Source organism: Verrucosispora sioxanthis, assembly GCF_010560025.1.
GTDB lineage: Bacteria > Actinomycetota > Actinomycetes > Mycobacteriales > Micromonosporaceae > Micromonospora > Micromonospora palythoicola.
In genome coordinates this window covers 17,412-43,676 of record NZ_SAIY01000009.1, presented here as the reverse complement: position 1 = coordinate 43,676, position 26,265 = coordinate 17,412, and the positions used below count along the sequence as shown (strand labels likewise).

Genomic DNA, 26,265 nt, shown 5'->3' with positions numbered 1-26,265 from the left:
GCGTCCCGCCCGTTCCGACCGACCGACGAGGGGACCGCCCGTGCGCGCCGGCGATCTGCTGCGGAAGTTGGACCAGCGACTGCTGCCCCGCCTCGCCGCCACGGTGACCCGGCTGGGTAACGGCCCGGGCCAGACTCCGCTGCTCGGGTGGGTGGCGATGCTGTCGTGCACCGCGGTGCTGGCCACGGCCGTGCTGGCCACCGGCGGTCCGCCGGTGCCGGACCGCACGGTCGGCGAAGTGACCCGGGTGGGCGTGGTCGAGGGCGACTCGATCCCCCGTTACGAGGCGACCGCGGCGGCCGACCTGGCCGCGTTGGCCGGCTCGCTCGGTGACGGCACGTACGCCCTGGTCTCGCTCAGCGAGTACCTCACCCCGGAGCGGCTCGCCGCGGTGGTCGGTGACGTGGGCATCGCGGTGGTGTTCGGACGCGTGCCGCTGCCGCAGCGGCAGACCGAGATCGTCCGCATCCCGGCCCAGCGGGTGCCGGAGGACGTGACCGCCGGCATGATCAAGCTCGCCGAGCGCAAGGAGCGGGAGGCGGCCGACTACCGCGCCCGGGCCACCGCGCTGGGCGGTGGGGGACCGGAGGAACGCGAACTGCGCGGCCTGTACCTCAGCGGTGCCCAGGTCGCGGCGGCGGAGGCGGCCGCGTTCCGGGCCGGGTGCGCCTGCCTCTACGCCCTGGTGGTACGCGCCGAGCCGGCGAAGCTGCGGGGTGTGGCGGCCCGGTCCGGGTGCGGTGGTGGATCCCGCGCCCGGGTCCGGCGGTTGGAGCGGACGGTGTTCACCCACCGCTGCCCGAGCAGCGGGACGTCGTGCGGCCACCGGTCGACCGGACGGCCACACCGGAACCGACCGCGAGCGCCACCCCGGTCGCCACCCCACCGGGGTCGCCGCCACCACCACCGGCGGCCCGCCCGCGCTGGTGCCGACCGCGGCTGAGCCGACGGTGGCGGACCGCTCGCCGGCACCGCCACGGGTGACGGATTCGTCACGTCGCCGTCGCCGCCCTCGCCGGCACCCAGGGCGTCGACATGGACGCCGTCCACCTCGGCGAGACACCGCCGACACGGATGATTTGGAGCGGACACCGTGACGGTTGTCGACAGATCCGGGTGCCGCCCGGTGTGGCCTCAATAGGCTTTCGTTCGTAGCCTGTCAGACGGAGACCGAAGCGCTGGGGAGGCGATCCGTGGAGGGCAGCGAGACCGGTTGGGGGACGGCCCGCCGAACCGGCACCGCGGTGGCGGGCGCTGCTCGACCGAGCCCGCCCCGGCGGTCGGCAGGAGCCGCCGGCCGAGCGGCGGGGTGAGGAGCCGGCACCGTCGCCTGAGCCGTTGCCGCGGCGGGGGCCGGGCAGCGGCTACGCGGGCCAGGTACCGGCCGTCGGGCAGCCGGCGGACCGGTCGTACGGCGAGGAGCCGGCCTACCGCGCCGAACCGGCCTACCGGGTCGACCCGGCGCTTCCCGCCCAGCCGTACCGGGGGCAGCCGGGGCCGCCGCCGTACCCGGCGGTGCCGGAGCCGCGTCGGCCGGAGCCGGTCGAGTCCCGGTACACCCTGTTGACAACGGCTACCGGCACGCCGGGCCACCGGTGGAGTCCCGGTACGCCCTGCTGGACAACGGTGGCTACCAGCCGCACTCGGCGGCGGCGGCGCCGCCGGGTGGCGCCGCCGAGCCCGCCGCCGCAGGCGGCACCGGTGCCGGCGGTGGCACCAGTGACCTCGCCGGCCGTGGCACCACCGGCAACGGTGCGGCCGTCCCGGACGGATCGAATGGCGGGGCAGAGCGCCGGCAGCGACCTCGAACGGGCCGCCGCCGTGCTCCGTCGCGACCTGGGCACGCCCCGGGTGATCGCCTTCGCCAACCCGAAGGGCGGGGTGCACAAGACCACCGCCACCGTGCTGGCCGCGGCCACCGTCGGCAGCGTACGCGGCCGTGGTGTGCTGGCCTGGGACGACAACGAGCTACGCGGCACCCTCGGCCTGCGCGCCGGCAGCGCCCGGCATGCCCGCACCATCCGACACCTGGTCGCCGACCTCGTCCAGATCGAGATCCGGGAGGGCGCCGAGCTGCTGGAGATCCTCGACGACTACCTGCGGCACGCCTCCGACGGGTCGTACGACGTGCTCGCCGGTGAGGAAAGTCCCCGGTTCGCCCAACGACTGGACCAGTTCACCGTCAAGCGGGTGCTGGAGCTGCTGCGTCGCACCCACGACGTGATCTGTGTGGACACCGGCAACAACGTGGAGAGCCCGAACTGGCGCACCGTCATGCAGGCGGCCGATCAGCTGGTGGTCACCACGGTGCCCCGCGAGGACGCGGCGTTCAGCGCCGACTGGATGCTCGACCTGCTGCACGAGGAGGGGATGGGCGAGCTGGCCGACAACGCCGTCACGCTGATCTCCTGCCCCACCCCGGGCCGGTTGCCGTTGCAGAACGACCTGGAGAAGCACTTCGCCACCCGGACCCGGACGGTGACCGTGGTGCCGTACGACCCGGCGCTGGAGACCGGCTCGTCGATCGAGTACCACCAGCTTCAGGGCGAGACCCGGCAGGCCTGGCTACGGGCGGCCTCGGCGATGCTGGAGCCGTTCGGCCGCTGACCGGTGCGTGCCGGGCGGCTGACGGCGAGCCGCTGCCGCGACACGGTGTACGACCGACGACGGTAGCTGCGAGGATCATCGGGTGAGCCCGAGCACCCCCGCCGCCGAACCGCCCGCACGGCCGCCAACCGCCTTCCCGCGTCGCCGACCGAGCCGACGACCAGCCGGCCGGCGACGGACGCCGTCGGGCCGCCCACCGAGTCGGACACCGGGCCGACGGACACTGGGCCGACGGGCCATCGGGCCGGCCGCCGAGGGCGCCGTGTCGCCAGAGCGACGCGGCGGCGGGGCTGTCGGGTCGTCCGCCGAGGCCACCGAGTCGACCGGCGGGCGGGCGGCCGGGCTCGGCCGCGTGGTGGCGGTCGGAGCGGCGACGGTGCTGGCGCTGGAGCCTGCTCGGGGCCCCGCTGGGATGGGTCTGGGCGATCGCGCCGACCACCCCGGTCGTCAGGAGCGGCGACGGCGCGGTCTACGGCCAGGCGCAGCCGGAGCAGCCGATCGCCGCCGACGGGTGGTTCAGCCTGCTCGGGTTGGCCTTTCGGGTGCTCACCGCGCTGGCCGTGTGGTTCCTGCTGCGCAAGAACCGGACCGGTCGGGCTGGTCGTCGCGGCGGCCGGTGCGCTCGCCGCCGCGTTGGTCGCCTGGCAGGTGGGCGTCAGGTCGGCCTGGCTGGCTACCAGCGGCTGCTGGACACCGCCCTGGAGGGCACCTGGTTCAGTAAGCCGGCTGACCTGCGGGCCGGCGGGATCGAGCTGTTCCTCGGGGTGTTGCCGCTGCCCTACGGCACGTGCTGCTGCCGGCGTTCGCCGCCGCGGTGACGTACACCCTGCTCGCCGGCTGGTCGCGGTGGCCGTCGCTGCGGCCGGAGCCGGAGCCGGACGTGACCTGGCTCACCGCGCCCGCGCCGGTGCCCGCAGGCCGGCGGCCGCCGGTTCGGGCCGGCGGGTTGGGAGAAGACGCCGGTTCCGGGCCGGCGGGACGCGAGGGCGAGGTCAGTTCGGGGCCGGCGGCGGCGAGGCCAGTTCCGCCAGCGGCACCGGAACCGCCCGCACCTGGCGAAGCAGCGCCGCCTCGCGGTTGAGCAGGTGCAGCTCGGCGCGAAGCCGGGCCGCCGTGTCGTCGATGGCGAGCAGCTGCTGGCGGTCCGTCACCGTCAACGCCGCGGTGGCGGCGACCAGGTGGGACAGCACCGTCGGATCCTCGGGTAGCTGCTCGGTCAGCTCACCGGCCTCGGCCCGGATCAGGCCCAGGTACTGCCGGAAGACGGCGATCACCCGGGCCGCCAGCAGGTCGGCGGTCTCGTCCGGGCCGTCCGGCTCGGGCAACCACCGCACCTCGGCGGTCAGGTACGGCGCGGAGCTCCGGTCGACCTCGCCCACCCGGAACCGTCGCCGCCCCACGGTGACGATGTCGAAGCCCCCGTCCTCCAACTCGGTGACCTGCCGCAGCTCGGCCGTGCAGCCCACCTCGTGCAGGGTGACGTCGCCGGACATCTCCTGACCGGGACCGGAGGCGACCTCCCAGCCGCTGCGGATGGCCACCACCCCGAACTCGCGCGGTGCCCCGTCGGGCAGCGCGACCAGGTGCCGGACCAGCGCGCGGTAGCGCTCCTCGAAGATGTGCAGCGGCAGTACCAGCCCTGGAAAGAGCACCGTGGCGAGCGGGAACACCGGTAGCCGTTCGGTCACGTGATCAAGCGTAGCCCGATCCGCGGGCGGTGGCGTGTCCCGGCTCACCGTCCCGGACAGCGGGCGGCGCCGGTCGGCCCGGCGGACGGCCGCCTAGACTCGCAGGCGTGTTGAACCGGATCGACCTGCGCGGTGGCGCGCGTGACCCGCGCCACCTGCTGCCTCGCGCCCAGCTCGACGTCTCCGTGGCGGTCGAGCGCATCCGCCCGATCGTCGCGGCGGTGCGCGAGCATGGCTACTCGGCGGTCCGCGAGGCCAGCGAGCGGTTCGACGGGATAGCCCCGGAGGTGCTGCGGGTGCCGGCGGAGGCCATCGCGGCGGCGGAGGGCACGCTGGACGGCCAGGTCCGGGCGGCGCTGCTGGAGTCGATCGCCCGGGCCCGGCGGGTGCACGCCGATCAGCGACGGGTCGACCACACCACCCAGGTCGTGCCGGGTGGCACGGTCACCGAGCGGTGGCTCCCGGTCGACCGGGTCGGCCTCTACGTTCCCGGTGGGCTGGCGATGTACCCGTCGACCGTGGTGATGAACGTGGTGCCCGCCCAGGCGGCCGGTGTCCGGTCGCTGGTGGTGGCCAGCCCGCCGCAGCGGGACAACGGTGGCCTGCCCGACCCCCGGGTGCTCGCCGCCTGCGCGCTGCTCGGCGTCGACGAGGTGTACGCCGTCGGTGGGGCCCAGGCCGTGGCGATGCTGGCGTACGGCTGCGCCGTCGACGCCGCAGGCAGCGCGCACTGCGCCCCGGTGGACATGATCACCGGACCGGGAAACATCTGGGTCACCGCCGCGAAGCGGCTGCTGCGCGGGGTGGTCGGCATCGACGCGGAGGCCGGGCCGACCGAGATCGCGATCCTGGCCGACGACACCGCCGACCCGGTGCACGTCGCCGCCGACCTGATCAGCCAGGCCGAGCACGACCCCCTCGCGGCAAGTGTGCTGGTCACCCCGTCGGTCACACTGGCCGACGCGGTGGACCGGGAGCTGGCCCGACTGGTGCCGGCGACCAAGCACGCCGAGCGGGTCGGCACCGCGTTGGGCGGCGAGCAGAGCGGCGTGGTGCTCGTCGACGACCTGGCGGCGGGGCTGCGGGTGGTCGACGCGTACGCGGCGGAACACCTGGAGATCCAGACCGTCGACGCCCGCCAGTGGGCGATGCGGGTACGCAACGCCGGGGCGATCTTCGTGGGCGCGTACTCGCCGGTGTCGTTGGGCGACTACTGCGCCGGCTCCAACCACGTGCTGCCCACCGGGGGCTGCGCCCGGCACTCGTCCGGGCTGTCGGTGCAGTCGTTCCTGCGCGGCGTGCACGTGGTGGAGTACACCGAGCAGGCGCTGCGGGAGGTCGCCGGGCACGTGGTGACGCTGGCGAACGTGGAGGACCTGCCGGCGCACGGCCAGGCGGTCACCGCCCGGTTCCCCGACGCCGCCGGGAGCCCGCGGAGCGAACCGGCCACGTCGGCGCAGACCGGGGCCACCGCATGACCGGACTGGACGACCTGCCGATCCGTGACGACCTGCGGGGACGGTCGCCGTACGGTGCACCGCAGCTCGACGTGCCGGTGCGGCTGAACACCAACGAGAACTCCCACCCGGTGCCGGAGGCGGTGGCCGAGGCGATCGGCAAGGCCCTCACCGCGGAGCTGCGCGATCTCAACCGTTACCCCGACCGGGACGCGCTGGCGTTGCGGGCCGACCTGGCCGGGTACCTCGGCCACGGGCTCACCGCCGACGGGGTGTGGGCGGCCAACGGCTCCAACGAGGTCCAGCAGCAGCTGCTCCAGGCGTTCGGTGGGCCGGGGCGCAGCGCGCTCGGTTTCACCCCGGCGTACTCGATGCATCCGCTGTTGGCGCTCGGCACGGGCACCCGGTGGGTGCCGGCCCGCCGGGGGGTCGACTTCGCGTTGACCGCCGACGAGGCGGTCGCGCAGGTCCGCGAGCACCGGCCGGACGTGGTCTTCCTCTGCTCGCCGAACAATCCCACCGGCACCGCGCTCGACCCGACGGTGATCCGCGCGGTGCTCGACGTCGCCCCGGGGATGGTGGTGGTCGACGAGGCGTATGCGGAGTTCGCCCGGCCGGGCACGGTCAGCGCCCTCGCGGTGCTGCCCGGTCACCCACGGCTGGTGGTCACCCGGACGATGAGCAAGGCGTTCGGCTTCGCCGGTGGCCGGCTGGGCTACCTGGCCGCCGATCCGGCGGTGGTGGCGGCGGTGCAGCTGGTCCGGCTGCCGTACCACCTCTCCGCGCTCACCCAGGCCGCCGCGCGGGCCGCCTTGGCTCACCGCGACGCCCTGCTCGCCACGGTCGCCGAGATATCCGAGCAACGTGACCGCATCGTCGCCGAGCTGCGTCGTCGTGGCCTGCGGGTCGCCGACAGCGACGCCAACTTCGTGTTGTACGAGGTCGGCGGCGACCAGTCGGTGGCCTGGCGGGCGCTGCTGGCGCGCGGCGTGCTGGTGCGTGACGTGGGGCTGCCCGGCTGGCTGCGGGTCACCGCCGGTACCCGGGCCGAGACCGACGCCTTCCTCGCCGCCGTGCACGATATCCAGCGCGAGGGGCTGATCGCCCCGCCGCCGCTACCGACGAAAGGCACATCATGAGCCGGACCGCCCGGGTGGAGCGGATCACCAAGGAGACCAAGGTCCTGGTCGAGATCGACCTCGACGGCACCGGAGTGGCCGAGATCAGCACCGGGGTCGGTTTCTACGACCACATGCTCCACCAGATCGCCCGGCACGGTGGCTTCGACCTGACCGTGCGGACCGTGGGTGACCTGGAGATCGACGCGCACCACACGATGGAGGACACCGCGCTGGCCCTCGGTGCCGCGGTCGACCAGGCGCTCGGCGACAAGGCGGGCATCCGCCGGTACGGCTCGGCCACCGTGCCGATGGACGAGGTGCTGGTCCGGGCGGCCGTCGACCTCTCCGGCCGGCCGTACGTGGTGCACGACGAGCCGCCCCTGGCGCCGTACATCGGCCCGGTGTACCCGACCAGCATGACCCGGCACATCTGGGAATCCTTCGGTCAGGCGGCCCGGATCACGCTGCACGTGGACGTGTTGCGGGCGGCCCGCCCCGGCGGGCATCCGGACGCCCACCACGTGGTCGAGGCGCAGTTCAAGGCGGTGTCCCGGGCGCTGCGGGAGGCCACCGCGGTGGACCCGACGGCGGGCGGGGCGATTCCCAGCACCAAGGGGGCGTTGTGAGCGGCCCGGGTGCGGTGCGGCGGAGGTGTCGCCGGTGAGCGGCATCCTGCCCACGTTGCTGCTGATCCTGGCCGGGGTGCTGGTCGGTGGGGCGCTGTCCCTGCACCGGCAGGGGGCGCCGCGCGGCGCGGTGGTCGTCACCGCGCTGCTGGCGGTGCTGGCCACCGCCGCGGGTGTGCTCTGGCTGCTGCCGGGGACGGGTCATGACCGGCCGGCCCGACGGCGGGGCGACCCCGCGTGGACGGCGTCGGATCGTGGTGCTCGACTACGGCTCGGGCAATCTGCGTTCCGCCGAGCGGGCGCTGGCCGCTGCCGGCGCCGACGTCCTGGTCACCGGCGATCTCGCCGCCGCCGCCGACGCCGACGGCCTGGTGGTGCCCGGGGTCGGTGCCTTCGCCGCGTGCGTGGCCGGCATCGAGGCGATCGGTGCCGGGCCGGTGATCGCCGGGCGGGTCGCCGCCGGCCGCCCGGTGCTGGGCATCTGCGTGGGCATGCAGATCCTCTTCGAGTCCGGCGACGAACACGGGGTGGTGACCAAGGGACTGGGCCTGCTGCCGGGCACGGTCACCCGGCTCGCCGCCGCCCGGCTGCCGCACATGGGCTGGAACACCGTGCAGGCGCCGGTCGGCTCGGTGCTCTTCGCCGGCCTGCCCGCCGACAGCCGGTTCTACTTCGTCCACTCGTACGCCGTCGCCGACCCGGCCGCGCTGACCGCGTCCGGGGCCCGGGTGACCACGGCCCACCACGACTGTGACTTCGTCGCGGCGGTGGAACGCGGTGCGCTGTCGGCCGCCCAGTTCCACCCCGAGAAGTCCGCCGACACCGGTGCCGCGTTGCTGCGCAACTGGCTGGCCACCGTGCCCGCCGGTGACTGAGCCGGCCGGTGGCGCCCGCCGGGGCCCACGGTGAGCCGGGAACGGGCCCAGCGGCGGGCGGCCCGGGAGGCGGAGGCGGCCCGGCAGCGGGTGCTGCGGGAACGCGCCGCCGCCCGCCGGGCGCGCCGTCGGGCGCTGGTCCGCCGGGTGGTGCCGACGGTGCGTCGTGGCCGCACCGGTCGGCTGCCCCGATACTCCCAGGGCGAGCGGGCGGCCATCGTGGCGCTCACCCTGGCCGCGATCACCCTGATCTGGGTGTTCGTGCCCGACCTGGCGCTGCGGGTCGGGCTGATCCTGCTGCTGCTGCTCGTCCTGCCGGTGATCGTGGTGATCGCCCTGGACCGCCGTTGACCATGCGAGAGGGACCCGACACATGAGCCTCACCCTGTTGCCCGCCGTGGACGTCGCCGACGGCCAGGCCGTCCGGCTCGTGCAGGGCGCCGCGGGCAGCGAGACCACCTACGGCGACCCGCTGGAGGCCGCGCTGGCGTGGCAGCGAGACGGTGCCGAGTGGATCCACCTGGTCGATCTCGACGCCGCGTTCGGCCGGGGCAGCAACGCCGACCTGCTCGCCGAGGTGGTGCGCCGCCTCGACGTACGGGTGGAACTGTCCGGTGGCATCCGGGACGACGCCTCGCTGCGCGCCGCGCTGGCCACCGGTGCCGAGCGGGTGAACATCGGCACCGCCGCGCTGGAGGACCCGCAGTGGTGTGACCGGGTCTGCGCGGAGTACGGCGACCGGGTCGCGATCGGGCTGGACGTGCGCGGCCGGACCCTGGCGGCCCGGGGCTGGACCCGGGACGGCGGCGACCTGTACGAGGTGCTGGAGCGGCTCGACAAGGCCGGTGCCTCCCGTTACGTGGTCACCGACATCACCAAGGACGGCACCATGCGCGGACCGAACCTGGACCTGCTGCGCGAGGTGTGCGCCCGTACCGACGCCCCGGTGATCGCCTCCGGCGGCGTCTCCACCCTGGATGACCTGCGGGCCCTGGCCACCCTGGAGTCGGTCGGCGTGGAGGGGGTCATCGCCGGCAAGGCGCTCTACGCGGAGGCGTTCACCGTGGCGGAGGCCCTGGCGGTCCTCGCGAACCCGTGATCCGGCTGCGGCCCGACCGCGCCGCCGCCCGGCCGCGCCGCCGCCCCACCGTGCCGTCGCCCGACCCGCAGAGGAAGGACGCTCCCGTGCCCACCAACCGTGAGATCCAGTTGGCCGCCCGCCCGCAGGGCTGGCCCACCGAGGACAATTTCCGGCTCGTCACCGCCGAGGTGCCCACGCCCGGTCCGGGGCAGTTGCTGGTGCGCAACCGGTACATGTCGGTGGACCCGTACATGCGCGGGCGGATGAACGACGTGCGGTCCTACGTACCGCCGTTCGCCCTGGACGCGCCGCTCGACGGCGGGGCGGTCGGTGAGGTGGTGGACGGTTCCGCCGACGGTTTCGCCCCGGGCGACACGGTGCTGCACGGCCTCGGCTGGCGGGACTACGCGCTGGTCGAGGCGAGGACCGCCCGCAAGGTCGACCCGGATCTGGCGCCGGTGACCGCCTATCTCGGTGTGCTCGGGATGACCGGGCTGACCGCGTACGCCGGGCTGCTGGAGGTGGCCGCGATGCGTCCGGGTGAGACGGTCTTCGTCTCCGGGGCGGCCGGTGCGGTCGGCAGCATGGTCGGCCAGGTCGCCCGGCTCCGCGGCGCGGGCCGGGTGGTCGGCAGCGCCGGGTCGGCGGCCAAGGTCGAGCGGCTGCGGGCGCTCGGCTTCGACGCCGCGTTCGACTACCACGACGGCCCGGTACGCGACCTGCTGCGGGCCGCCGCTCCCGACGGGGTCGATGTCTACTTCGACAACGTCGGCGGCGAGCACCTGGAGGCGGCCATCTCGTCGATGAACGTGCACGGCCGGGCGGCGATCTGCGGCATGATCGCGCAGTACAACGACACCGAGGCGCCGGCCGCCCCGCGCAACCTGGCCCAGGTCATCGGCAAGCGGCTGACCCTGCGCGGTTTCCTGGTCAATGATCACGGCCACCTGCGGGAGCAGTTCGTGCGAGAGGTCTCCGGGTGGCTGCGCGAGGGCGCACTCGCCTACGACGAGACGATCGTCGACGGCCTGGAGAACGCCCCGGCGGCCTTCCTCGGCCTGCTGCGGGGGGAGAACCTCGGCAAGATGCTGGTGCGGCTGTGACCGGCGGCGCGGACCGTCGGGTCGAGCGGGGTGCCGGGCGTCGTCCGGGCGGCGATAGGCTCGTCGCATGACGGTGGCGGTACGGGTGATCCCCTGTCTCGACGTGGACGCGGGACGGGTGGTCAAGGGCGTCAACTTCGTCGACCTGCGGGACGCGGGTGACCCCGTCGAGCTGGCCGCCGCGTACGACCGTGCGGGTGCCGACGAGTTGACCTTCCTCGACGTCACCGCCTCGTCCAGCGACCGGGGCACCATGCTCGACGTGGTCCGCCGTACGGCCGAGTCGGTCTTCATTCCGCTTACCGTCGGTGGTGGCGTGCGGACGGTCGCGGACGTGGACACCCTGCTGCGCGCGGGAGCCGACAAGATAGGCGTGAACACGGCGGCGATCGCGCGTCCGGAACTGCTCGCGGAGATCGCGGAGCGGTTCGGTCGGCAGGTGCTGGTGCTCTCGCTCGACGTTCGGCGGGCACCGGCGGGCAGCACCGAGAGCGGGTTCGAGGTGACCACCCACGGCGGGCGGCGCGGCACCGGGCTGGACGCCGTGCAGTGGGCGCGACGCGGCGCCGAGCTGGGCGCGGGCGAGATCCTGCTCAACTCGATGGACGCCGACGGCACCAAGGCCGGCTTCGACCTGGAACTCATCGGCGCGGTGCGCCGGGTCGTCGACGTCCCGGTGGTGGCCAGCGGGGGCGCCGGTGCGGCGGCCCACTTCCCGCCGGCCATCGGCGCCGGCGCCGACGCGGTGCTGGCCGCCAGCGTGTTCCACTTCGGGGAGTTGACCGTGGCGGAGGTCAAGGACGTGCTGCGCGGCGCCGGCCACCCGGTGCGCTGACGCCGCTGGGCACCACCGGCGGCAGGTCGCGCCCGGGCGTACGGCGGTCAGCCGCGGCCGGAGTGTCCCTCGGGAGAGCGTCGGGGCATCGGGATCGAGCGCACCAGATATTCCTGTACGGCGGCGGCGTGCTCCTGCTCGTCGAGGTGCCAGTCCGCGGTGCCGGGCGCGTGCCGGCGGCTGAGCACCCCCTGCACGGTGTCGACGGTGGTGGCCAGCCCGGCGCTGGGCCGGGAGCGCCACAGGTGTTCGCCGTCGGGAGTGATCCGGAACCAGCCGTCGGAGACGTCGACCAGCCCGGCACCGAGCAACCGGCGGATCGCCTCCTCGATGTCGTGCCGTTCGGGAATGCTGTGGTCGAGATGGTCGGCCGTGGAGAGCACGTCGGCGAGGCGTACTCCCTCGGGGCGGCGGGTGGTCGTGGACCGTCGGTGACGTCCGGCGCCGCTGGCGATCACCAGCGAGACGAAGATCCATGCGTCGGTACGACGCCAGGCGTTGTCCCCCATGCGGAGATTCTGCCGGGCGACCCGGCTTCAGGAAAACACCGACCGCCGCACTGCGACCGTGAGTGGCATCATGATTGCCGACAGTCGATGCGGCTGGACGGAACCGACTCGATCCGGTATGGGTCCGTGGCGCTGGGTGGTCGTCAGGTGGCCGGGGCCGGCTCGATCCGTTCCACCGTCGGTGGTTTCGGCTCGGCGACGTCGAACAGGGGCAGGAACAATTGGGCCAGTGGCCCGATGGTCAGCGCGTAGGCGATGGTGCCGATGCCGACCGTACCGCCGAGCACGGCGCCCACGGCCAGCACGCCGACCTCGATGATGGTGCGGACCAGGCGTAGCGACCGGCCGGGGCGGCGGGCGACCAGGCCGGTCATCAACCCGTCCCGGGGGCCGGGTCCGAGGCGGGCGCCGAGGTAGAGCGCGGTGGCCGCGCCGTTGCCGACGATCCCGGCGACCAGCAGGACGATCCGCAGCGCGAGTGGCCCCCCGGGGGGCAGCAGGGCCAGGGTCGCGTCGACCGCCAGGCCGATCACCACCACGTTGGCGACGGTGCCGAGACCGGGACGCTGGCGCAGCGGGATCCAGGCCAGCAGCACCAGCGCGCCCACCGCGATGACCACGGTGCCCATGCTCAGGCCGGTCAGTCGGGACAGCCCCTGGTGGAAGACGTCCCACGGGTTCAGGCCGAGCCCGGAGCGGATCATCAGCGCCATGCTGAAGCCGTAGAGGACGAGCCCGACGAACAGGTGCGTCAGCCGTCGCGCCGGCCGGTGCCGGAGGTTGCCAATCATTGCCACGCATGCCACTCTAGGTGCCAATTGGCGGCGCGATAGAGCCAATCTCGGGGGAGTGGCCATGGTGAGTCAGGTGCGTGGGGTCCAATTGGCCCGGCTGCTCGGGCAGTGGCACGCCCTGCCCGGTCGGCGGCGCAGCCCCGACTATGCCGCGCTGGCCGGTGCGGTACGCGGCCTGCTCGCCGACGGTCGGCTCCCCCTCGGCGTGCGCCTGCCCGCCGAACGGGACCTGGCCGAGGCGCTGCGGGTCAGCCGTACCACCGTCACGGCCGCGTACCGCGAATTGCGCGACAGCGGACACCTGGCCAGCCGGCGGGGTGCCGGAAGCTGGACGATGCTGCCGGGGACGCACCGGGTCGCGCCGAACGGACTGTGGATCCCACTGGACGACCGGGACATGCTCGACCTCGGTGTGGCGGCGTTGTCCGCCCCGCCCGAGCTGCTGCCGGCGGCCCGGGCGGCGGCCGAGGATCTGCCCCGCTACCTCAATGGCGCCGGGTACCACCCGATCGGGATCATCGAGCTGCGGGAGGCGGTCGCCCAGCGGTACACCGAACGGGGGCTGCCCACCTCGCCGGACCAGATCATGGTCACCAACGGCACGCAGCACGCCCTGGACCTGGTGCTGCGGTTGGCGCTCGCGCCGGGCGGCGGGGTCCTGGTCGAGTCGCCGAGCTACCCGAACGCCCTCGCGGCCCTGTCCGCCCGGCGGGCCCGGATCACCACGCACGGCCTGGCCGCCGACGCCGACGGCTGGGACGCGGACCTGCTGCTGGGTACGTTGCGGCAGGTTCGACCCCGCGTCGGTTACCTGATTCCCGACTTCCAGAACCCGACCGGGCACCTGATGCCGGCCGAGCTGCGGGAACGGCTGGTGGCCACCGCGCACGCGGTCGGCACCGACCTGGTGATCGACGAGTCGTTCGTGGACCTGCCGCTGGACGGGACCGACCTGCCACCGCCGACGGCGAGCTTCGACCGGCACTCCCGGGTGGTGAGCGTCGGTGGCATGAGCAAGCCGTTCTGGGGCGGGCTGCGGATCGGCTGGATCCGGACCTCGGCGCCGCAGGTGCAGCGGCTGGCCGCGGCGCGGGTGGGTGTCGACATGTCCAGCCCCGTGCTGGACCAGTTGGTCGCGGTGCACCTGCTGGAGGTCGCGCCGGCCATCGTGGCCGCCCGGCGGGCACAGCTGGCCGTGCAGCGTGACGCGTTGCTCGGCGCGCTGGCCAGCCGGCTGCCGGAGTGGCGGGTCACCGTGCCGCGCGGCGGGTGACGCTCTGGGCCGAGTTGGACGGGCCGATCTCCAGCGCCCTGGCGCGGGCCGCCGAGGAGGTCGGCGTACGCCTGGCACCCGGCCCCCGCTTCGGCCTCGACGGGACGCTGGAGCGCTTCCTGCGGCTGCCGTTCACCCTGCCGGCCACCGACCTGGTCGAGGCGGTCGGGCGGATCGCGGCGGTCCGTTACGACCTGGACCGGGCGGGGCAGACCCGCTGGCCGGAGCCGAGCGTCATCGCCTGAACCGCCGTCGCCGCTGGTGTGGCGCGACACGGATCGGCCCCGCACCCCGGGGAGGGACGAGTGCGGGGCCGACGCGGTGGGGTCGTCAGATCTCGGCGACGGTGCCGGCGTACATCTTGTCGATCTCGTCGGAGAAGTTGCTCTCCACGCCCCGACGCTTGATCTTCAGCGACGGGGTGATCTCGCCGTCCTCGATGGTCAGGTCGCGCGGCAGGATGGTGACCTTCTTGATGGTCTCCCAGCGGTTCAGCTTCTGGTTGAGCTGGGCGACGTACTCCTCCACCATGGCCTGGGCCTCGGGGGAGGCCACGATCTCGGCGTACGGGCGACCTTCCAGCGGGGTGCCGGCCGCCCAGCCGGTGATGGCGTCCGGGTCCAGCGTCACCAGCATGGTGCAGTAGTTGCGCGCCTGACCGATCACCACGGCCTGCGAGGTGTACGGGCAGGTGGCCTTGAACATGCCCTCGATGTGCGACGGCGCGACGTACTTGCCGCCGGAGGTCTTGACCAGGTCCTTCTTGCGGTCGGTGATGCGCAGGTAACCGTCGTCGTCGAGGCTGCCGATGTCGCCGGTACGGAAGAAGCCGTCCTCGGTGAAGGCGGCGGCGGTCTCCTCGGGCAGGTTGTGGTAGCCCCGCATCACCGGTCGGCCCTTGATCAGGATCTCGCCGTCGGTGTCGATGCGGCACTCGAGGTCGCCCATGGCCTTGCCGACGGTGCCGATCCGCAACCCGTCGGGCGGGTTGACGAAGTTGCCGGCGCTGGTCTCGGTCAGCCCGTAGCCCTCGGAGATCGGCAGGTTCGCCGCGGCGAAGAAGGTGGCGATCTCCGGGCTGAGCGGGGCGGCACCGGAGACCAGCACCCGGATCCGACCACCGAGACGGGCCTGGAGCTTGCTGAAGACCAGCTTCTCCGCCAGCGTGTACTTGAGCTTCAGCCCACCCGGCACCGGCTTGCCGGCCTGCTCCAGGGCGATCTTCTCCTTGCCGACGCCGACCGCCCACGCGAAGATCTTGGCCTTCGCCCCACCGGCGCCCTGCGCGGTCGTGACCGACTTGTTGTAGACCTTCTCGAAGACCCGGGGCGCGCCGCACATCAGCGTCGGGCGGACCACCGAGAGCAGCTCGACGAGCTTGTCGACCCGACCGTCCACGTACGTGGGCAGGCCGACGTGCGTGGCGCCGCAGAGCAGCGTCTTGCCGAACGAGTGGGACAGCGGCAGCCAGAGATACTGCAGGTCGTCCTCGCGGAGCAGCCCGACCGCCTCCTGCGCCACACCCTCCCAGCACCAGCCGCCGTGCAGCAGCTCGACACCCTTGGGTCGGCCGGTGGTGCCGGAGGTGTAGATCAGGGTGGCCAGGTGGTCCGGGCCGATGCCGGCGACCAGGCGCTCGATCAGCTCCGGGTCCTCGGCGAGCCGCTGGGCCCCCTGCTCCTCCAGTTGCGCCAGGGTCAGCTGGGGCACGGCCGCGGACGGGTCGGGGGCGCCGTCGAACAGGACCACGTGGGTCAGCGCGGGTAGCTGCGCTCCGGCGATCTTGGCCGCCTGGTCCGGGTTCTCCGCGAACAGCACGCTGGAGCCGGAGTCGGAGATGATGTAGGTGGCGTCCTCGGGCTCGGTGGTCGGGTAGACCGTGGTCGTGGCGCCGCTGGCGCACATGATGCCGAAGTCGGCGATCACCCACTCGATCCGGGTGTTCGCCAGGATCGCGACCCGGTCCTCCTGACCGACGCCCAGGCCGTGCAGGCCGGCGGCGACCGCCTTTGCCCGCTGCGAGACCTGTGCCCAGGTCAGCCAGACCGGTCCGTCCGGGCCGGGGTGGGCAAAGGCGTGGCGGTCGGGGGACGCCGCCACGCGCTTGAGGAACATGTCAGGAATTGAGCTGTACGGTACATCGAGAGCCATCGCTGTAGCCGCCTTCGGGGGTGGAGGCGTGACGGTCGTCACGGTCGGTGTTCGTTACCGAAGGGTATTGCCTGTCACCGGGCATCGGCTAGCCCTGACGATCATCCACCAGTCCGTTCCCGGCAGATGGAACCCTCGTCTCACGCGTAGCGCGCCGCCGCCCGTGACCAGTCGTAGGTGGCCCGGATCCAGTTCCGCCGGCTGTCCAGCGCCGGGCGCACCGCGTCGCCGTGGTTGGCCAACAGGTCGGTCTCGGCCGCCAGGTACGCGCCGAGTCGCTCGTTGAACCGGTCGGCGGCGGCCCGTAGCGCCGCCGACTCGTCGCCGGTCTCCCTGGTCAACACCGTGATCAGGTTGTGCGCGTCCGGCCCGCCGTGGTGCTCCTTGGCGTAGGAGAAGACGTCGTTGCACCAGCAGATCAGGTCGGCGGCGAGCATCTCCAGGGTGGCCCAGCCGGGGTCGGCCCGGCGGACGGCCGGTGGAAAGCCGTCCAGCGCCAGGTCGGTCAGGGTGAGGCTGGGATACACGGCGCCGGTGTGTCGCCGCATCTGGACGTACTCGTCGACCGGCGGAACCCGCTCGTGTTCCCGGTTCGCCGCCTCCCACAGCAGCGCGAGCAGGTACTCGCGCATGCCGGCGACGAACCGCAGCAGCACGGCCGGGCGTCGGTGGCCGCGTACCCGTTGGCACAGGTCGGTCAGCCCGAGGGCCAGCGTCCCGGCTGCTCCGGGCGGCGTCGGGCCCGGCGCGCCCTGGCGGTCCAGCACGTCCAGCAGCGCGGCCACCGTCGGCGCGAGCCGGGTGGGCTCGGCGCCGAGTCCGTCCTCGTCGCAGGCGTCGTCCATCACGAACAGCCAGGAGATCAAATCGGTCAGCAGGCGCAGGCGCTCCGGCGGGGCCTGCGGGCAGGCTCGCCCGGCGAGCCCGGCGGCATCCGCCCGGTGCAGCCGCTGGCCGTTACTGATCAGGCCCAGTTGCTGCGCCCAGTTCGCGCTCTCCCGGGCCACGCGCTCTGTCTCGCCGTGCCGGACTCCGATGAACGGAGGCTCTCGCAGGGCCGAGACCACAAAGCTTCGCATCGCGCTCCCTGTCGCCACCCCCCCACGAGGCGGCGCGCGTCAGCGTACGGGAGCACCGATGGTGGTCGGTCGATGCGTCGAGTAACGTTTCGGAAATTGCCGTGACCGGTTCCGCACAGAGGGTTAGAAGCCCAGGCTGGCGGCGTGGAGTCGATCGGCCAGGGCCGGTGGCCCGTCGAGCTGCACCCGCGCCGCACGCTGCCGGCCGGACAGGAACAGGGCCAGCTCACCGGGCGTGCCGACCAGCCGCAGCGGTTCGCCGCCCCGGCCGGTGGCCACCTCGCCGTGGCCGGGGCCTGCACCAGCATCTGGGCGGGGAAGCGGCGCAGGGCAAGCCGGCCGAGCGCCGACAGCCGTCGCCACAACGCCCGCTCCAACCCCACCGGCAGTTCGCGCGGCTGCCAGCCCGCCCGGGCCCGGCGGACGTCCTCGTGGTGGATGAAGAACTCCAACGTGTTCGTCAGTTCGTCGGTGAGCGGGTTGCTCACCGGGCTCCACAGCGGTGGGTGCCGCACCTGGCCGAGCAGCTCGGTCCAGTCGAGCGCGGCGACCCTGCGTCGCACCCGTTCGGCGTAGCCGCCGAGTGGGGGGACGACGATTCCCGCCGCGGCGTCCGGCCGACGTTCCCGGACCACCAGGTGCGCGGCGAGGTCGCGGGTCGTCCAGCCCTCGTTGAGGGTCGGGGCGTCCGGGCCCAGGGTGGACATCAGCTCGGTGAGCGCCTCGCGCTCCGATCGGGCGTACCGCGGCATGACAGTGATCGTAGGCCGAGGTGACCGGGGTCGCGTGTCGAGCGGGTGCGCTGTCGAACCGGTCCGCGGGGTGACGTCGGACATATCGCCTCGGGTCGGCGTACCCGATGCGCAGCGGTAAGGATGAGAGATGATTGTGGCGGCTTACGTCGGGGGAGAATGTGGCGAGTGGGACTAGTCGGGACGTGCTCGGTCGCGGGCTGAGCGTCCTCGGGCGGGCGATCCGGGAACAACCGAGGATCTTCGCGGTCGCGGTGTCCGGCAGCGTGTTGTTCGGTCTGATGGTGGTCGCCAGCGCGTTCGTGGTCGGCGCGGTCGTCGGTGACGTGGTGGTGCCGGCCGCGCAGACCGGTTCGGTGGCGGTGGGCGCGCTGGCGCTGGCCGCCGCGGCGCTGCTCGGGCTGAGCGTGCTGCGGGTGGTCGGCATCTTCGGCCGCCGACTCGGCGCCGGCTACATGCAGTTCCGCCTCCAGGCCGCCTACCGTCGCCGGGTCACCCGCCGCTACCTGGAACTGCCGCTGTCCTGGCACCACCGCAACGCGACCGGCACGTTGCTGTCCAACGCCAACTCCGACGTCGAGGCCGCCTGGCAGCCGATCGCACCGCTGCCCTTCGCGGTGGGCACGCTCGTGATGCTCGTCGGTGCGGTGACGTCGCTGTTCGCCGTCGACTGGGCACTGGCGCTGGTCGGGCTGGCCGTCTTTCCGGCCCTGTTCGCGCTCAACGTGGCGTACTCCCGTCGGATGGCCCCGCGCCAGGCGCGGGCACAACGGCTGCGCGCCGAGGTCAGCGGTATCGCCCACGAGAGCTTCGACGGCGCCCTGGTGGTCAAGACGATGGGTCGCGAGGCCCAGGAGACCGCCCGGTTCGCGGCCCGTGCCGGCCAGCTGCGCGACGCGCTGATCTCGGTCGGCCGGCTGCGGGGCGTCTTCGACCCGATGCTGGAGACGCTGCCCAGTCTCGGCACCCTCGCGGTGCTGGTGGTCGGGGCGTACCGGCTGCGGCAGGGCGCCATCGAGGTGTCCGAGCTGGTCAGCGTGGCCTTCCTGTTCACCGTGCTGGCCTTTCCGGTGCGGGCCATCGGCTGGGTGCTCGCCGAACTGCCGCGCAGCGTCGCCGGCTGGGACCGGATCCGCCGGGTGCTCGACGCCACCGGCGAGATGCCCTACGGCGACACCCGTCCGGACCCGGCCGTGGCGACGCCGGCCACGCTCACCTTCACCGACGTCGGCTTCGCCTACGAACCGGCGGAGGCGCACCTGCCCGGCGCCGAGGTGTTGGGCGAGGTCTCCTTCACGGTGCCGGCCGGCAAGACCGTCGCCCTGGTCGGGCCGACCGGCGCCGGCAAGTCCACCGTCACCGCGCTGGCGGTCCGGCTGGTCGATCCCCGGTCGGGCACGGTGAGCATCGACGGGGTGGACGTCCGGGATTTGGCCGCGGACGTGCTCGCCGGTACCGCCGCGCTGGTCGCCCAGGTGCCGTTCGTCTTCGACGACACCGTACGGGCCAACGTGTCGCTGGACCGGCCCGGCGTGGACGACGAGGCCGTCTGGGCCGCGCTGCGGCTGGCCGAGGCCGACGGGTTCGTCGCCGCCCTGCCCGACGGGCTGGACACGATGGTCGGCGAGCGGGGCACCTCGCTCTCCGGCGGCCAGCGGCAGCGGCTCACCCTCGCCCGGGCGTTGGCGGGGCGTCCCCGCCTGCTGGTGCTCGACGACGCGACGAGCGCGGTCGACCCTCGGGTGGAGGCCGCCATCCTGGCCGGGCTGCGCTCCTCGGCCGGCGGTGGCCCGGGCGCGTCGATTCTGGTGGTGGCCTACCGGCGGGCGACCATCGCCCTCGCCGACGAGGTCATCTATCTGGAGCACGGGCGGGTGGTGGCGCGGGGCACCCACAGCACGCTGCTGGCCACCGTGCCGGGTTACGCCGATCTCGTCACCGCCTACGAGCAGGCCGAGGTCGACCACCAGGATCGGCAGCACACGTACGACGAGGTCACCCCGATGACCTCCGGACTGGAGGTGGACCGGTGAGCGCGAGGAGTGAGCTTGCGAGCCCCGCAGTCGCGAACGAAAGGCGGAACCGGTGAGTGTGGGCTCGGTACGGGGCGGCGAGGCACCGGAGCAGGCCGAGTCGACGTGGCGGACGCTGCGGCGGGGGCTGGCGCTCTCCCCGGAGTTGCGGGTCGGGCTGGCCGGCACCCTCGGTCTGGCCCTCGTGTACATGGTCGGCCGGGTGGCCGTGCCGGTGGCGGTGCAGCAGGGCATCGACCGGGGTATCGCCGGTGGGTTGAACCTGGACGCGCTGTTCGTGGTGGTGTCGGTCACCGCCGCGGTGCTGGTGGTGACCACGACCTGTGGCTACCTGATGATGCGCCGACTGTTCACGGTCAGCGAGACGGCCCTGGCGGGGGTGCGGGTACGCGCCTTCCGGCACGTGCACGACCTGTCGATGCTGCACCAGCAGTCGGAGCGACGCGGTTCGCTGGTGTCCCGGGTCACCAGCGACGTCGACCAGATCACCCAGTTCCTCCAGTGGGGTGGGGTGATCCTGCTGGTCAACCTGGGCCAGTTGGCGGTCACCACGGCCGTGATGCTGGCGTACTCGTGGCAGTTGACGCTTGTGGTGTTCGCCGCCTTCGGGCCGGCGGTGCTGGTGATCCGGCTGCTCCAACGCCGCCTCGCCGCGGCGTACGGGGTGGTCCGGCAGCGTACCGGTGCCCTGCTGGGGGCGGTCGGGGAGAGCGTGGTCGGCGCGCCGGTGATCCGGGCGTACGGCATCGCGGGGCGCACCGCCCGGCGGCTGGACGAGGCGATCGACGGTCAGCGGCGGGCCCAGCAGAAGGCGATCCGGATCAGCATTCTCGGCAGCTCGGTCGGCGAGCTGGCCGCCGGGCTGGCGTTGGCCGGCGTGGTGGTGCTCGGGGTGTACCTCGGTGCCGACCGGACGCTGAGCATCGGTGAGATCACCGCGTTCCTGTTCCTGGTGACGCTCTTCATCCAGCCCGTGCAGATCGCCACCGAGGTGCTCAACGAGGCGCAGAACGCGATCGCCGGCTGGCGTCGGGTGCTCGACGTGCTGGACGTCGCCCCGGACGTGGCGGATCCCGGACCGCAGGGGCGGGAACTGCCCACCGGGCCGCTGGACATCCGCTTTGCCGCCGTGCGCTTCGCCTATCCGGGTGGTCCGACGGTGCTGCACGACATCAGCCTGGAGATCCCGGCGAAGAGTCGGGTGGCGGTGGTCGGTGAGACCGGCAGCGGCAAGACCACCTTCGCCAAGCTGGTCACCCGGCTGATGGACCCGTCGGCGGGGGCGGTGCTGCTGTCGGGGGTGCCGCTCACCGACGTGCGTTTCGACTCGCTGCGCTCCCGGGTGGTGATGGTGCCGCAGGACGGGTTCCTGTTCGACGCCACGGTGGCCGACAACGTCCGCTTCGCCCGTCCGGAGCTGACCGATGAGCAGCTCGCCGCCGCCTTCACCGAGCTGGGTCTGGCCGACTGGCTGGACGGGCTGCCCGCCGGGTTGGCGACCGGGGTGGGCGAGCGTGGCGAGGCGTTGAGCGTGGGGGAGCGCCAGTTGGTGGCGTTGGCCCGGGCGTACGTGGCCGATCCGGACCTGCTGGTGCTGGACGAGGCGACAAGTGCGGTGGACCCGGCCACCGAGGTGCGGTTGCAGCGGACGTTGGACGCGGTGACCCGGGGCCGGACCACCCTGGCGATCGCCCACCGGCTGTCGACCGCGCAGAACGCCGACGAGGTGATCGTGGTGGACCGGGGGCGGATCGTGCAGCGTGGCTCGCACGACGAGCTGATCCGCGACCCGGATTCGGTGTATGGACTGCTCTACGCCTCGTGGCTTGAGCAGACCCGGTAGACGCCGTCGAGCCGATGCCATACCCTCCGAGTTAGGTAAGCCTAACCTCAAAGGAGGTCGTGTCATGCGGCCCAGCCCCGCCGAGATCGTCCGGACCCTGGTCGCGGGTCGGTTGCCCGGCCTTGTCCACCTGGCCTGCCGGCCCGGCCTGCACCACGCGCGCCACGCCACCGACCCCGAGGGGCGGGTGCTGCTGCTGGTGCCGGTGGTGAGCGATCTGGCGGCGGCGTTGGGCGCCGAGGACCGGGCGGTCGCGGTGGTGCTCGACGTGCTCGACCTGCCGCCCGCCGCCGGGGCGCCGTCACTGGGCCGGGCCCTGGTCTCCGGTTGGGCGCGTCGGTTGGCCGGTGACGAGGCACGGGCCGCCGCGGTGGACTTCGCCACGGTGGAACCCACCGGCGACCTGCTCGATGTCGGCACCCGGTTCCGGCTGTTCCGCTTCGAGGTGGCCGAGGCCCGTTGGCACCGGGCCGGCGAGTTGCGCCGCGTCGACCCGCAGGCGTACGCGGAGGCCGAGCCGGACCCGCTGCACCCGGTCGAGGCGGAGCTGCTCGCCGACCTGGGCGAGGACCACGCCGCGCGGCTGACCGGCTACCTGTGCCGGCAGCTCGGCCTGGCCGCCGGTCGGACCGACCACGCGCCACGGGTCGAGCGGATCGACAGGTACGGGATGCTGGTCACCTTCGGCCGGCCGGGCGCCCGGCGACGGGCCCGGCTCGCCTTCGGTCGCCGGCTGGCCGACCGGGCCGAGTTGACCCGACTGCTGCACCCGGTGCTCCGCGCGGGCTAAGCTACCGCCCCGACGGTGCCGAGTGGGGCACACCGTCGAGAGCGCCGGTGAGATAGCGGTGCACGGTCGGGCCGACCGTGGCGATCAGGGTCTCCGGCGCGGCGGAGGCGACCGGTTCCAGCCGGATCACGTAGCGCATCAGCGCCAGCCCGACGAGTTGACTGGCCACCAGCGACCCGCGCAGCGGCACCTCGGCCGGGTCGACGTCGAGATGATCGAGAACGCGGCGCAGCACCTGGGTGGTGAGGAACTCGCGCAGCAGCCGGGCGGTCCACTCGCTGCTGACCGCGGAGCGCAGCAGGGCCACCCCGGCGGCACCGGCCGGCGAGTCCCACACCGTGACGAACATGCGGACCAGCCGCTCGCCGAGGGCGGCACGGTCGCCGGCGAGCACCTTCGGCAGCAGTTCCCCGGGGTTGACCGGAAAGCGCATGGCGGCCAGGAAGAGCTGTTCCTTGGTGCCGAAGTAGTGGTGCACCAGAGCCGGGTCGACCCCGGCCGAGGCGGCGATGGCCCGGATGGTGCTGGCGTCGTAGCCGCGTTCGGCGAACGCGGCCCGGGCCGCGTCGAGGATCGTGTCCCGGGTGCCGGGTCTGCCGGGTCGCCGTCCGCTGCGCCGTACCATCGCCCTCCCTCGCTCCTGTCGGTGGTGCCGCCCCGGCGGACGCGGTGCGCGCGCCGGGGCGGCACCACGGGGTCAGCCGCTGCGCCGACGCAGGGTGGCCGCGGCCAGCACCAACGCCAGCACCGCCGCGGCGGCGACGATCGCCACGTCGCGCCACATCGTGCCGGTCGGTTCGGCGTGCGTGCCGACTTCCTGCAGGGCCTCGACGGCGTACGACAGGGGCAGCACGTCGCTGATCGCCTGCAACCAGCCGGCCATCTCGTCGCGGGGCACGAACAGCCCGCAGAGCAGCAGTTGTGGTGCGACCACGACCGGCATGAACTGTACGGCCTGGAACTCGGTGCGGGCGAAGGCGCTGCAGAGCAGGCCGAGCGCGACGGCGAGCACCGCGTTCAGCGCGGCGATCATGATGACCAGGGCGCTGCTGCCGGCGGTCTGCAGGCCGAAGACCCAGTACGCGACGGCCGAGGCGATGCCGGCCTGCACCGCGCCGGCCAGCCCGAAGGCGATGCCGTACCCGAAGAGCAGGTCGGTCTTGGCCAGTGGGGTGGTGAGCAGTCGTTCCAGCGTGCCGGTGGTGCGCTCGCGCAGCATCGCGATGCTGGTCACCAGGAACATGATGATGAACGGGAAGAAGCCGAGCATCACCAGGGCGATCCGGTCGAAGGTCGACGGTTGGCCGGGCGGCGCGGGCTGGTCGGCGTACATGTAGTAGACCAGGGTGAGCAGGACGGTCGGCACGGCCACCAGCAGCGCGACGGTGCGTCTGTCGTGGCGCAGCTGCCGCAGGATGCGCCCGACGGTGGCGGCCAGGATGCGCGGGTTCATCGTGCCTCCCCGGACGGGTCGGGCTCGGCGGCTCTGATCAGCCGCAGGAAGGCCTCGTCGAGATCGTCCACTCCGGCGGCGGCCCGGACGGCCGCCGGCGTGTCGTCGGCGATGAGCCGGCCGTCGCGGATGAGCAGCAACCGGTCGCACCGGGCGGCCTCGTCCATCACGTGGCTCGACACCAGCAGGGTCGTCCCGGTCGCGGCCAGGGCGTGAAAACGGGCCCAGAGGTCGGCCCGCAGCACCGGATCCTGGCCGACGGTGGGCTCGTCCAGCACGATCAGTTCGGGCTCGCCGACAAGTGCGCAGGCCAGCGACGCCCGGCTGCGCTGGCCTCCGGAGAGGGTGCCCACCAGTTGGCCGGCCGCCGAGGCCAGCCCGACGTCGGCCACCGCTCGGTCGGCCTCGGCCCGGTCGCGACCGTGCAGGGTCGCGAAGTAGCGGGCGTTCTCCCGCACCGTCAGGTCCGCGTAGACGCTCGGCGCCTGGGTCAGGTAGCCGACCCGGTGGCGTAGCGGCGGCGAGCCGGCCGGGGCCCCGAGCACCGTCACCGTGCCGGCGGCGATCACCTGCACTCCGACGACCGCACGCAGCAACGTGGTCTTGCCGCTGCCGCTCGGCCCGAGCAGGCCGGTGACCGAACCACGCGGCACCGTGGCGTCGATGCCGTGCAGCACCCGCCGTCCGCCCCGGTCCACGACCAGGCCCCGGACGGCGATCGCGTCAGCCATCGCCCACCTCCTTAATTCATCGTCCGTTGAAATCAACGGTAGATGAAATACCGCCGCTTCGGCAAGGCGCGGCCACGGGGTACGGGGTCGCGCCGGACCGGCCGGTGCTGCGACCCTCGAACGATGGACATCGGTACCCGGGAGCCGACCTTCACCGTCAGCGAGGCGGCCCAGCGGGTCGGCCTGACCACCCACACGTTGCGTTGGTACGAGCAGGAGGGGCTGGTGGCACCGGTGGGCCGGGACTCCACCGGCCGGCGTCGCTACACCACCGAGGACCTCAACTGGTTGCTGCTGCTGACCAGGCTGCGCCGCACCGGCATGCCGGTGCGCGACATGCGTCGTTACGTCGAGCTGGCTCGACAGGGCGACGGCACGCTCGGTGCCCGGCGGGCACTGTTCGAGGAGCATCGGGTACGGGTGCTGCACCGGATGGCCGAACTGGAGGAGGACCTCAAGGTGCTCGACTTCAAGATCGATCACTACCGGCGGGCGGAGCTTGGCGAGTTCGACTGACTGCGGCGCCGATCGGGGCGAAACGCTTGTCCGGTAGCAAAACCCGTAGCACGGTCAGCCGGCATCAGATCGGACGCCAGGTCCGTCAGCGGGCATTGCACCCCGATCGGACGTGCGGCACGATGGCGCGGTGGATCACGCTCCGTCACCGGACAGTGGGTTCTTCGACGACTGGGCCGCCCGGCTGCGGGCCAGCGCCGACCGGCCCGTGGTGGGCATCCTGCTGCGCGGCAGCCACGCGCGGCGGGCCGCCACCGCGCACAGCGACGTCGACGTCGACGTGCTGCTCGGTGGCGCTCCGTACGCGGCCCGGCGGGCCTACCTCGCGGAGCACTCCGGCCGGCTGACCCACGTGTCGGTCGCGGCCCGGGACATCCACTCGTGGGTGACCCGGCTCGGTGAGCCGGCCGACTGGGCGTTCGGCCTGCCGGTGACGGCACCCACCCGGCTGCTGTGGGCCGACTCGTACTGGCGGCACCGCATCGACCTGCCGGTGCTCTGCCAGCCGGCCGACGAGCCACGGCTGGAGGAACTGATCGCCATGCTGGGCAAGGTGGCCGCGGCCCGGGACGCCGAGGACACGCTCGGTGCCCGGCTGGCCGCCGCCGACCTGGCCCGGCTCTGTCCGTCGGTGTTGCGGCTGGCGAACCCGTCGGTACGGGTGGTCTCCCGCCGGTCGGCCTTCGCCGCCGCGCTCGATCTGCCGGTGGCGCCCGCCGGCTACCGGGAGGACATGCTGCGCTGCCTCGGCCTGCTTCCCGGCTCGACCGGACAGTTGTGGGCGGCGGCGGCCCGCCTGGTGACCGGCACTTTGCCACTGATCCGCCCGTACGCCGCCGAGGTGGCCGGTGCGGCCGGTCCGGACCTTGCCGACGCCCTGCTGGACGGGCGGCTGGACCGTTACGTGGCCCAGTTGGGCCGGCCCGGCGGTCGCACGCCGTCCGCCAG

At 73.4% G+C, this 26,265-nt stretch carries 23 protein-coding genes and 3 pseudogenes; 17 read left to right on the top strand and 9 right to left on the bottom strand.

What is annotated here, in order from left to right:
- The first annotated feature begins 40 nt into the window (after positions 1 to 40).
- From ENC19_RS22980 to ENC19_RS31930, 3 genes are all read left to right on the top strand, one after another.
- A complete protein-coding gene (locus ENC19_RS22980; protein ID WP_208020997.1) occupies positions 41 to 943 on the top strand; it encodes a hypothetical protein in 903 nt (300 codons plus the stop codon).
- 395 nt (positions 944 to 1,338) lie between these two features.
- Positions 1,339 to 2,607, top strand: coding sequence for a MinD/ParA family ATP-binding protein (locus ENC19_RS22975; protein ID WP_235945043.1), 1,269 nt, complete (start codon positions 1,339 to 1,341; stop codon positions 2,605 to 2,607).
- A gap of 530 nt (positions 2,608 to 3,137) precedes the next feature.
- Entirely contained in the window at positions 3,138 to 3,425 is a 288-nt protein-coding gene (locus ENC19_RS31930) for a hypothetical protein (protein WP_208020996.1), read from the top strand.
- A gap of 174 nt (positions 3,426 to 3,599) precedes the next feature.
- On the opposite strand, the gene ENC19_RS22965 is transcribed toward ENC19_RS31930, so the two are convergent.
- The gene (locus ENC19_RS22965) at positions 3,600 to 4,295 is read right to left on the bottom strand and encodes an LON peptidase substrate-binding domain-containing protein (protein ID WP_164449177.1); all 696 of its coding nucleotides are present in this window, start codon (positions 4,293 to 4,295) and stop codon (positions 3,600 to 3,602) included.
- A 107-nt stretch (positions 4,296 to 4,402) separates the two neighbouring features.
- Between ENC19_RS22965 and hisD the strand changes: the two genes are divergently transcribed.
- From hisD to hisF, 8 genes are all read left to right on the top strand, one after another.
- Entirely contained in the window at positions 4,403 to 5,773 is a 1,371-nt protein-coding gene (hisD, locus tag ENC19_RS22960) for a histidinol dehydrogenase (RefSeq protein WP_164449176.1), read from the top strand.
- The gene (locus ENC19_RS22955; protein ID WP_164449175.1) at positions 5,770 to 6,891 is read left to right on the top strand and encodes a histidinol-phosphate transaminase; all 1,122 of its coding nucleotides are present in this window, start codon (positions 5,770 to 5,772) and stop codon (positions 6,889 to 6,891) included. The genes hisD and ENC19_RS22955 overlap by 4 nt, the downstream gene beginning before the upstream one ends.
- On the top strand, positions 6,888 to 7,499 hold the full coding sequence (gene hisB, locus ENC19_RS22950; protein WP_164449174.1) for an imidazoleglycerol-phosphate dehydratase HisB: 612 nt from the start codon (positions 6,888 to 6,890) through the stop codon (positions 7,497 to 7,499). The genes ENC19_RS22955 and hisB overlap by 4 nt, the downstream gene beginning before the upstream one ends.
- 203 nt (positions 7,500 to 7,702) lie before the next feature.
- Positions 7,703 to 8,374 (top strand): imidazole glycerol phosphate synthase subunit HisH, encoded by a 672-nt coding sequence (gene hisH / locus ENC19_RS22945; RefSeq protein ID WP_164449173.1) that lies wholly within the window; start codon positions 7,703 to 7,705, stop codon positions 8,372 to 8,374.
- A gap of 30 nt (positions 8,375 to 8,404) precedes the next feature.
- A complete protein-coding gene (locus ENC19_RS22940; protein WP_164449172.1) occupies positions 8,405 to 8,725 on the top strand; it encodes a hypothetical protein in 321 nt (106 codons plus the stop codon).
- 22 nt (positions 8,726 to 8,747) lie between these two features.
- Positions 8,748 to 9,473: a bifunctional 1-(5-phosphoribosyl)-5-((5-phosphoribosylamino)methylideneamino)imidazole-4-carboxamide isomerase/phosphoribosylanthranilate isomerase PriA gene (gene priA, locus ENC19_RS22935; protein WP_164449171.1), complete on the top strand. Its 726-nt coding sequence runs from the start codon at positions 8,748 to 8,750 to the stop codon at positions 9,471 to 9,473.
- A gap of 86 nt (positions 9,474 to 9,559) precedes the next feature.
- Positions 9,560 to 10,558: an NADP-dependent oxidoreductase gene (locus ENC19_RS22930; protein ID WP_164449170.1), complete on the top strand. Its 999-nt coding sequence runs from the start codon at positions 9,560 to 9,562 to the stop codon at positions 10,556 to 10,558.
- A gap of 67 nt (positions 10,559 to 10,625) precedes the next feature.
- Entirely contained in the window at positions 10,626 to 11,393 is a 768-nt protein-coding gene (gene hisF, locus ENC19_RS22925; RefSeq protein WP_164449169.1) for an imidazole glycerol phosphate synthase subunit HisF, read from the top strand.
- 47 nt (positions 11,394 to 11,440) lie between these two features.
- On the opposite strand, the gene ENC19_RS22920 is transcribed toward hisF, so the two are convergent.
- Together ENC19_RS22920 and yczE are read right to left on the bottom strand one after the other, a co-directional pair.
- Positions 11,441 to 11,902 (bottom strand): hypothetical protein, encoded by a 462-nt coding sequence (locus ENC19_RS22920; RefSeq protein ID WP_164449168.1) that lies wholly within the window; start codon positions 11,900 to 11,902, stop codon positions 11,441 to 11,443.
- A 143-nt stretch (positions 11,903 to 12,045) separates the two neighbouring features.
- Entirely contained in the window at positions 12,046 to 12,699 is a 654-nt protein-coding gene (gene yczE, locus ENC19_RS22915) for a membrane protein YczE (RefSeq protein ID WP_164449167.1), read from the bottom strand.
- A 58-nt stretch (positions 12,700 to 12,757) separates the two neighbouring features.
- Between yczE and yczR the strand changes: the two are divergent.
- Positions 12,758 to 14,214, top strand: a pseudogene (gene yczR, locus ENC19_RS22910) (MocR-like transcription factor YczR).
- An 85-nt stretch (positions 14,215 to 14,299) separates the two neighbouring features.
- On the opposite strand, the gene ENC19_RS22905 reads toward yczR, so the two are convergent.
- The 3 genes and pseudogenes from ENC19_RS22905 to ENC19_RS22895 form a co-directional block, all read right to left on the bottom strand.
- Positions 14,300 to 16,120 carry an AMP-dependent synthetase/ligase gene (locus tag ENC19_RS22905; protein WP_164449166.1) on the bottom strand — a complete coding sequence of 607 codons (1,821 nt, stop codon included), beginning with the start codon at positions 16,118 to 16,120 and terminating at the stop codon, positions 14,300 to 14,302.
- A 140-nt stretch (positions 16,121 to 16,260) separates the two neighbouring features.
- Positions 16,261 to 17,199: a terpene synthase family protein gene (locus ENC19_RS22900; protein ID WP_164449165.1), complete on the bottom strand. Its 939-nt coding sequence runs from the start codon at positions 17,197 to 17,199 to the stop codon at positions 16,261 to 16,263.
- A gap of 123 nt (positions 17,200 to 17,322) precedes the next feature.
- Positions 17,323 to 17,951, bottom strand: a pseudogene (locus tag ENC19_RS22895) (TIGR03085 family metal-binding protein).
- Positions 17,952 to 18,112: 161 nt separating this feature from the next.
- On the opposite strand from ENC19_RS22895, the gene ENC19_RS22890 reads away from it, so the two are divergent.
- The 3 genes from ENC19_RS22890 (at position 18,113) to ENC19_RS22880 (ending at position 22,617) form a co-directional block, all read left to right on the top strand.
- Positions 18,113 to 19,984, top strand: coding sequence for an ABC transporter ATP-binding protein (locus tag ENC19_RS22890; RefSeq protein ID WP_164449164.1), 1,872 nt, complete (start codon positions 18,113 to 18,115; stop codon positions 19,982 to 19,984).
- Positions 19,985 to 20,042: 58 nt separating this feature from the next.
- Positions 20,043 to 21,827, top strand: a complete 1,785-nt coding sequence (locus tag ENC19_RS22885; protein WP_164449349.1) for an ABC transporter ATP-binding protein — start codon at positions 20,043 to 20,045, stop codon at positions 21,825 to 21,827.
- A gap of 64 nt (positions 21,828 to 21,891) precedes the next feature.
- Positions 21,892 to 22,617 (top strand): DUF2470 domain-containing protein, encoded by a 726-nt coding sequence (locus ENC19_RS22880; RefSeq protein WP_164449163.1) that lies wholly within the window; start codon positions 21,892 to 21,894, stop codon positions 22,615 to 22,617.
- Between the two features lies 1 nt (position 22,618).
- On the opposite strand, the gene ENC19_RS22875 is transcribed toward ENC19_RS22880, so the two are convergent.
- The 3 genes from ENC19_RS22875 to ENC19_RS22865 all read right to left on the bottom strand — a co-directional run bounded on the left by ENC19_RS22875 (position 22,619) and on the right by ENC19_RS22865 (position 24,801).
- Entirely contained in the window at positions 22,619 to 23,242 is a 624-nt protein-coding gene (locus ENC19_RS22875) for a TetR/AcrR family transcriptional regulator (RefSeq protein ID WP_164449162.1), read from the bottom strand.
- Between the two features lie 72 nt (positions 23,243 to 23,314).
- Positions 23,315 to 24,070, bottom strand: a complete 756-nt coding sequence (locus ENC19_RS22870; protein WP_164449161.1) for an ABC transporter permease — start codon at positions 24,068 to 24,070, stop codon at positions 23,315 to 23,317.
- Positions 24,067 to 24,801 carry an ABC transporter ATP-binding protein gene (locus ENC19_RS22865; RefSeq protein ID WP_164449160.1) on the bottom strand — a complete coding sequence of 245 codons (735 nt, stop codon included), beginning with the start codon at positions 24,799 to 24,801 and terminating at the stop codon, positions 24,067 to 24,069. Before ENC19_RS22865 ends, ENC19_RS22870 begins: the two co-directional genes overlap by 4 nt.
- A 123-nt stretch (positions 24,802 to 24,924) precedes the next feature.
- Here ENC19_RS22865 and ENC19_RS22860 point away from each other — a divergent pair, with 123 nt between their 5' ends.
- On the top strand, positions 24,925 to 25,317 hold the full coding sequence (locus tag ENC19_RS22860; protein WP_164449159.1) for a MerR family transcriptional regulator: 393 nt from the start codon (positions 24,925 to 24,927) through the stop codon (positions 25,315 to 25,317).
- A 112-nt stretch (positions 25,318 to 25,429) separates the two neighbouring features.
- Positions 25,430 to 26,134 (top strand): annotated as a pseudogene (locus ENC19_RS31555) (phosphoribosyl-AMP cyclohydrolase); the annotation flags it as partial.
- Between the last annotated feature and the right edge of the window lie 131 nt (positions 26,135 to 26,265).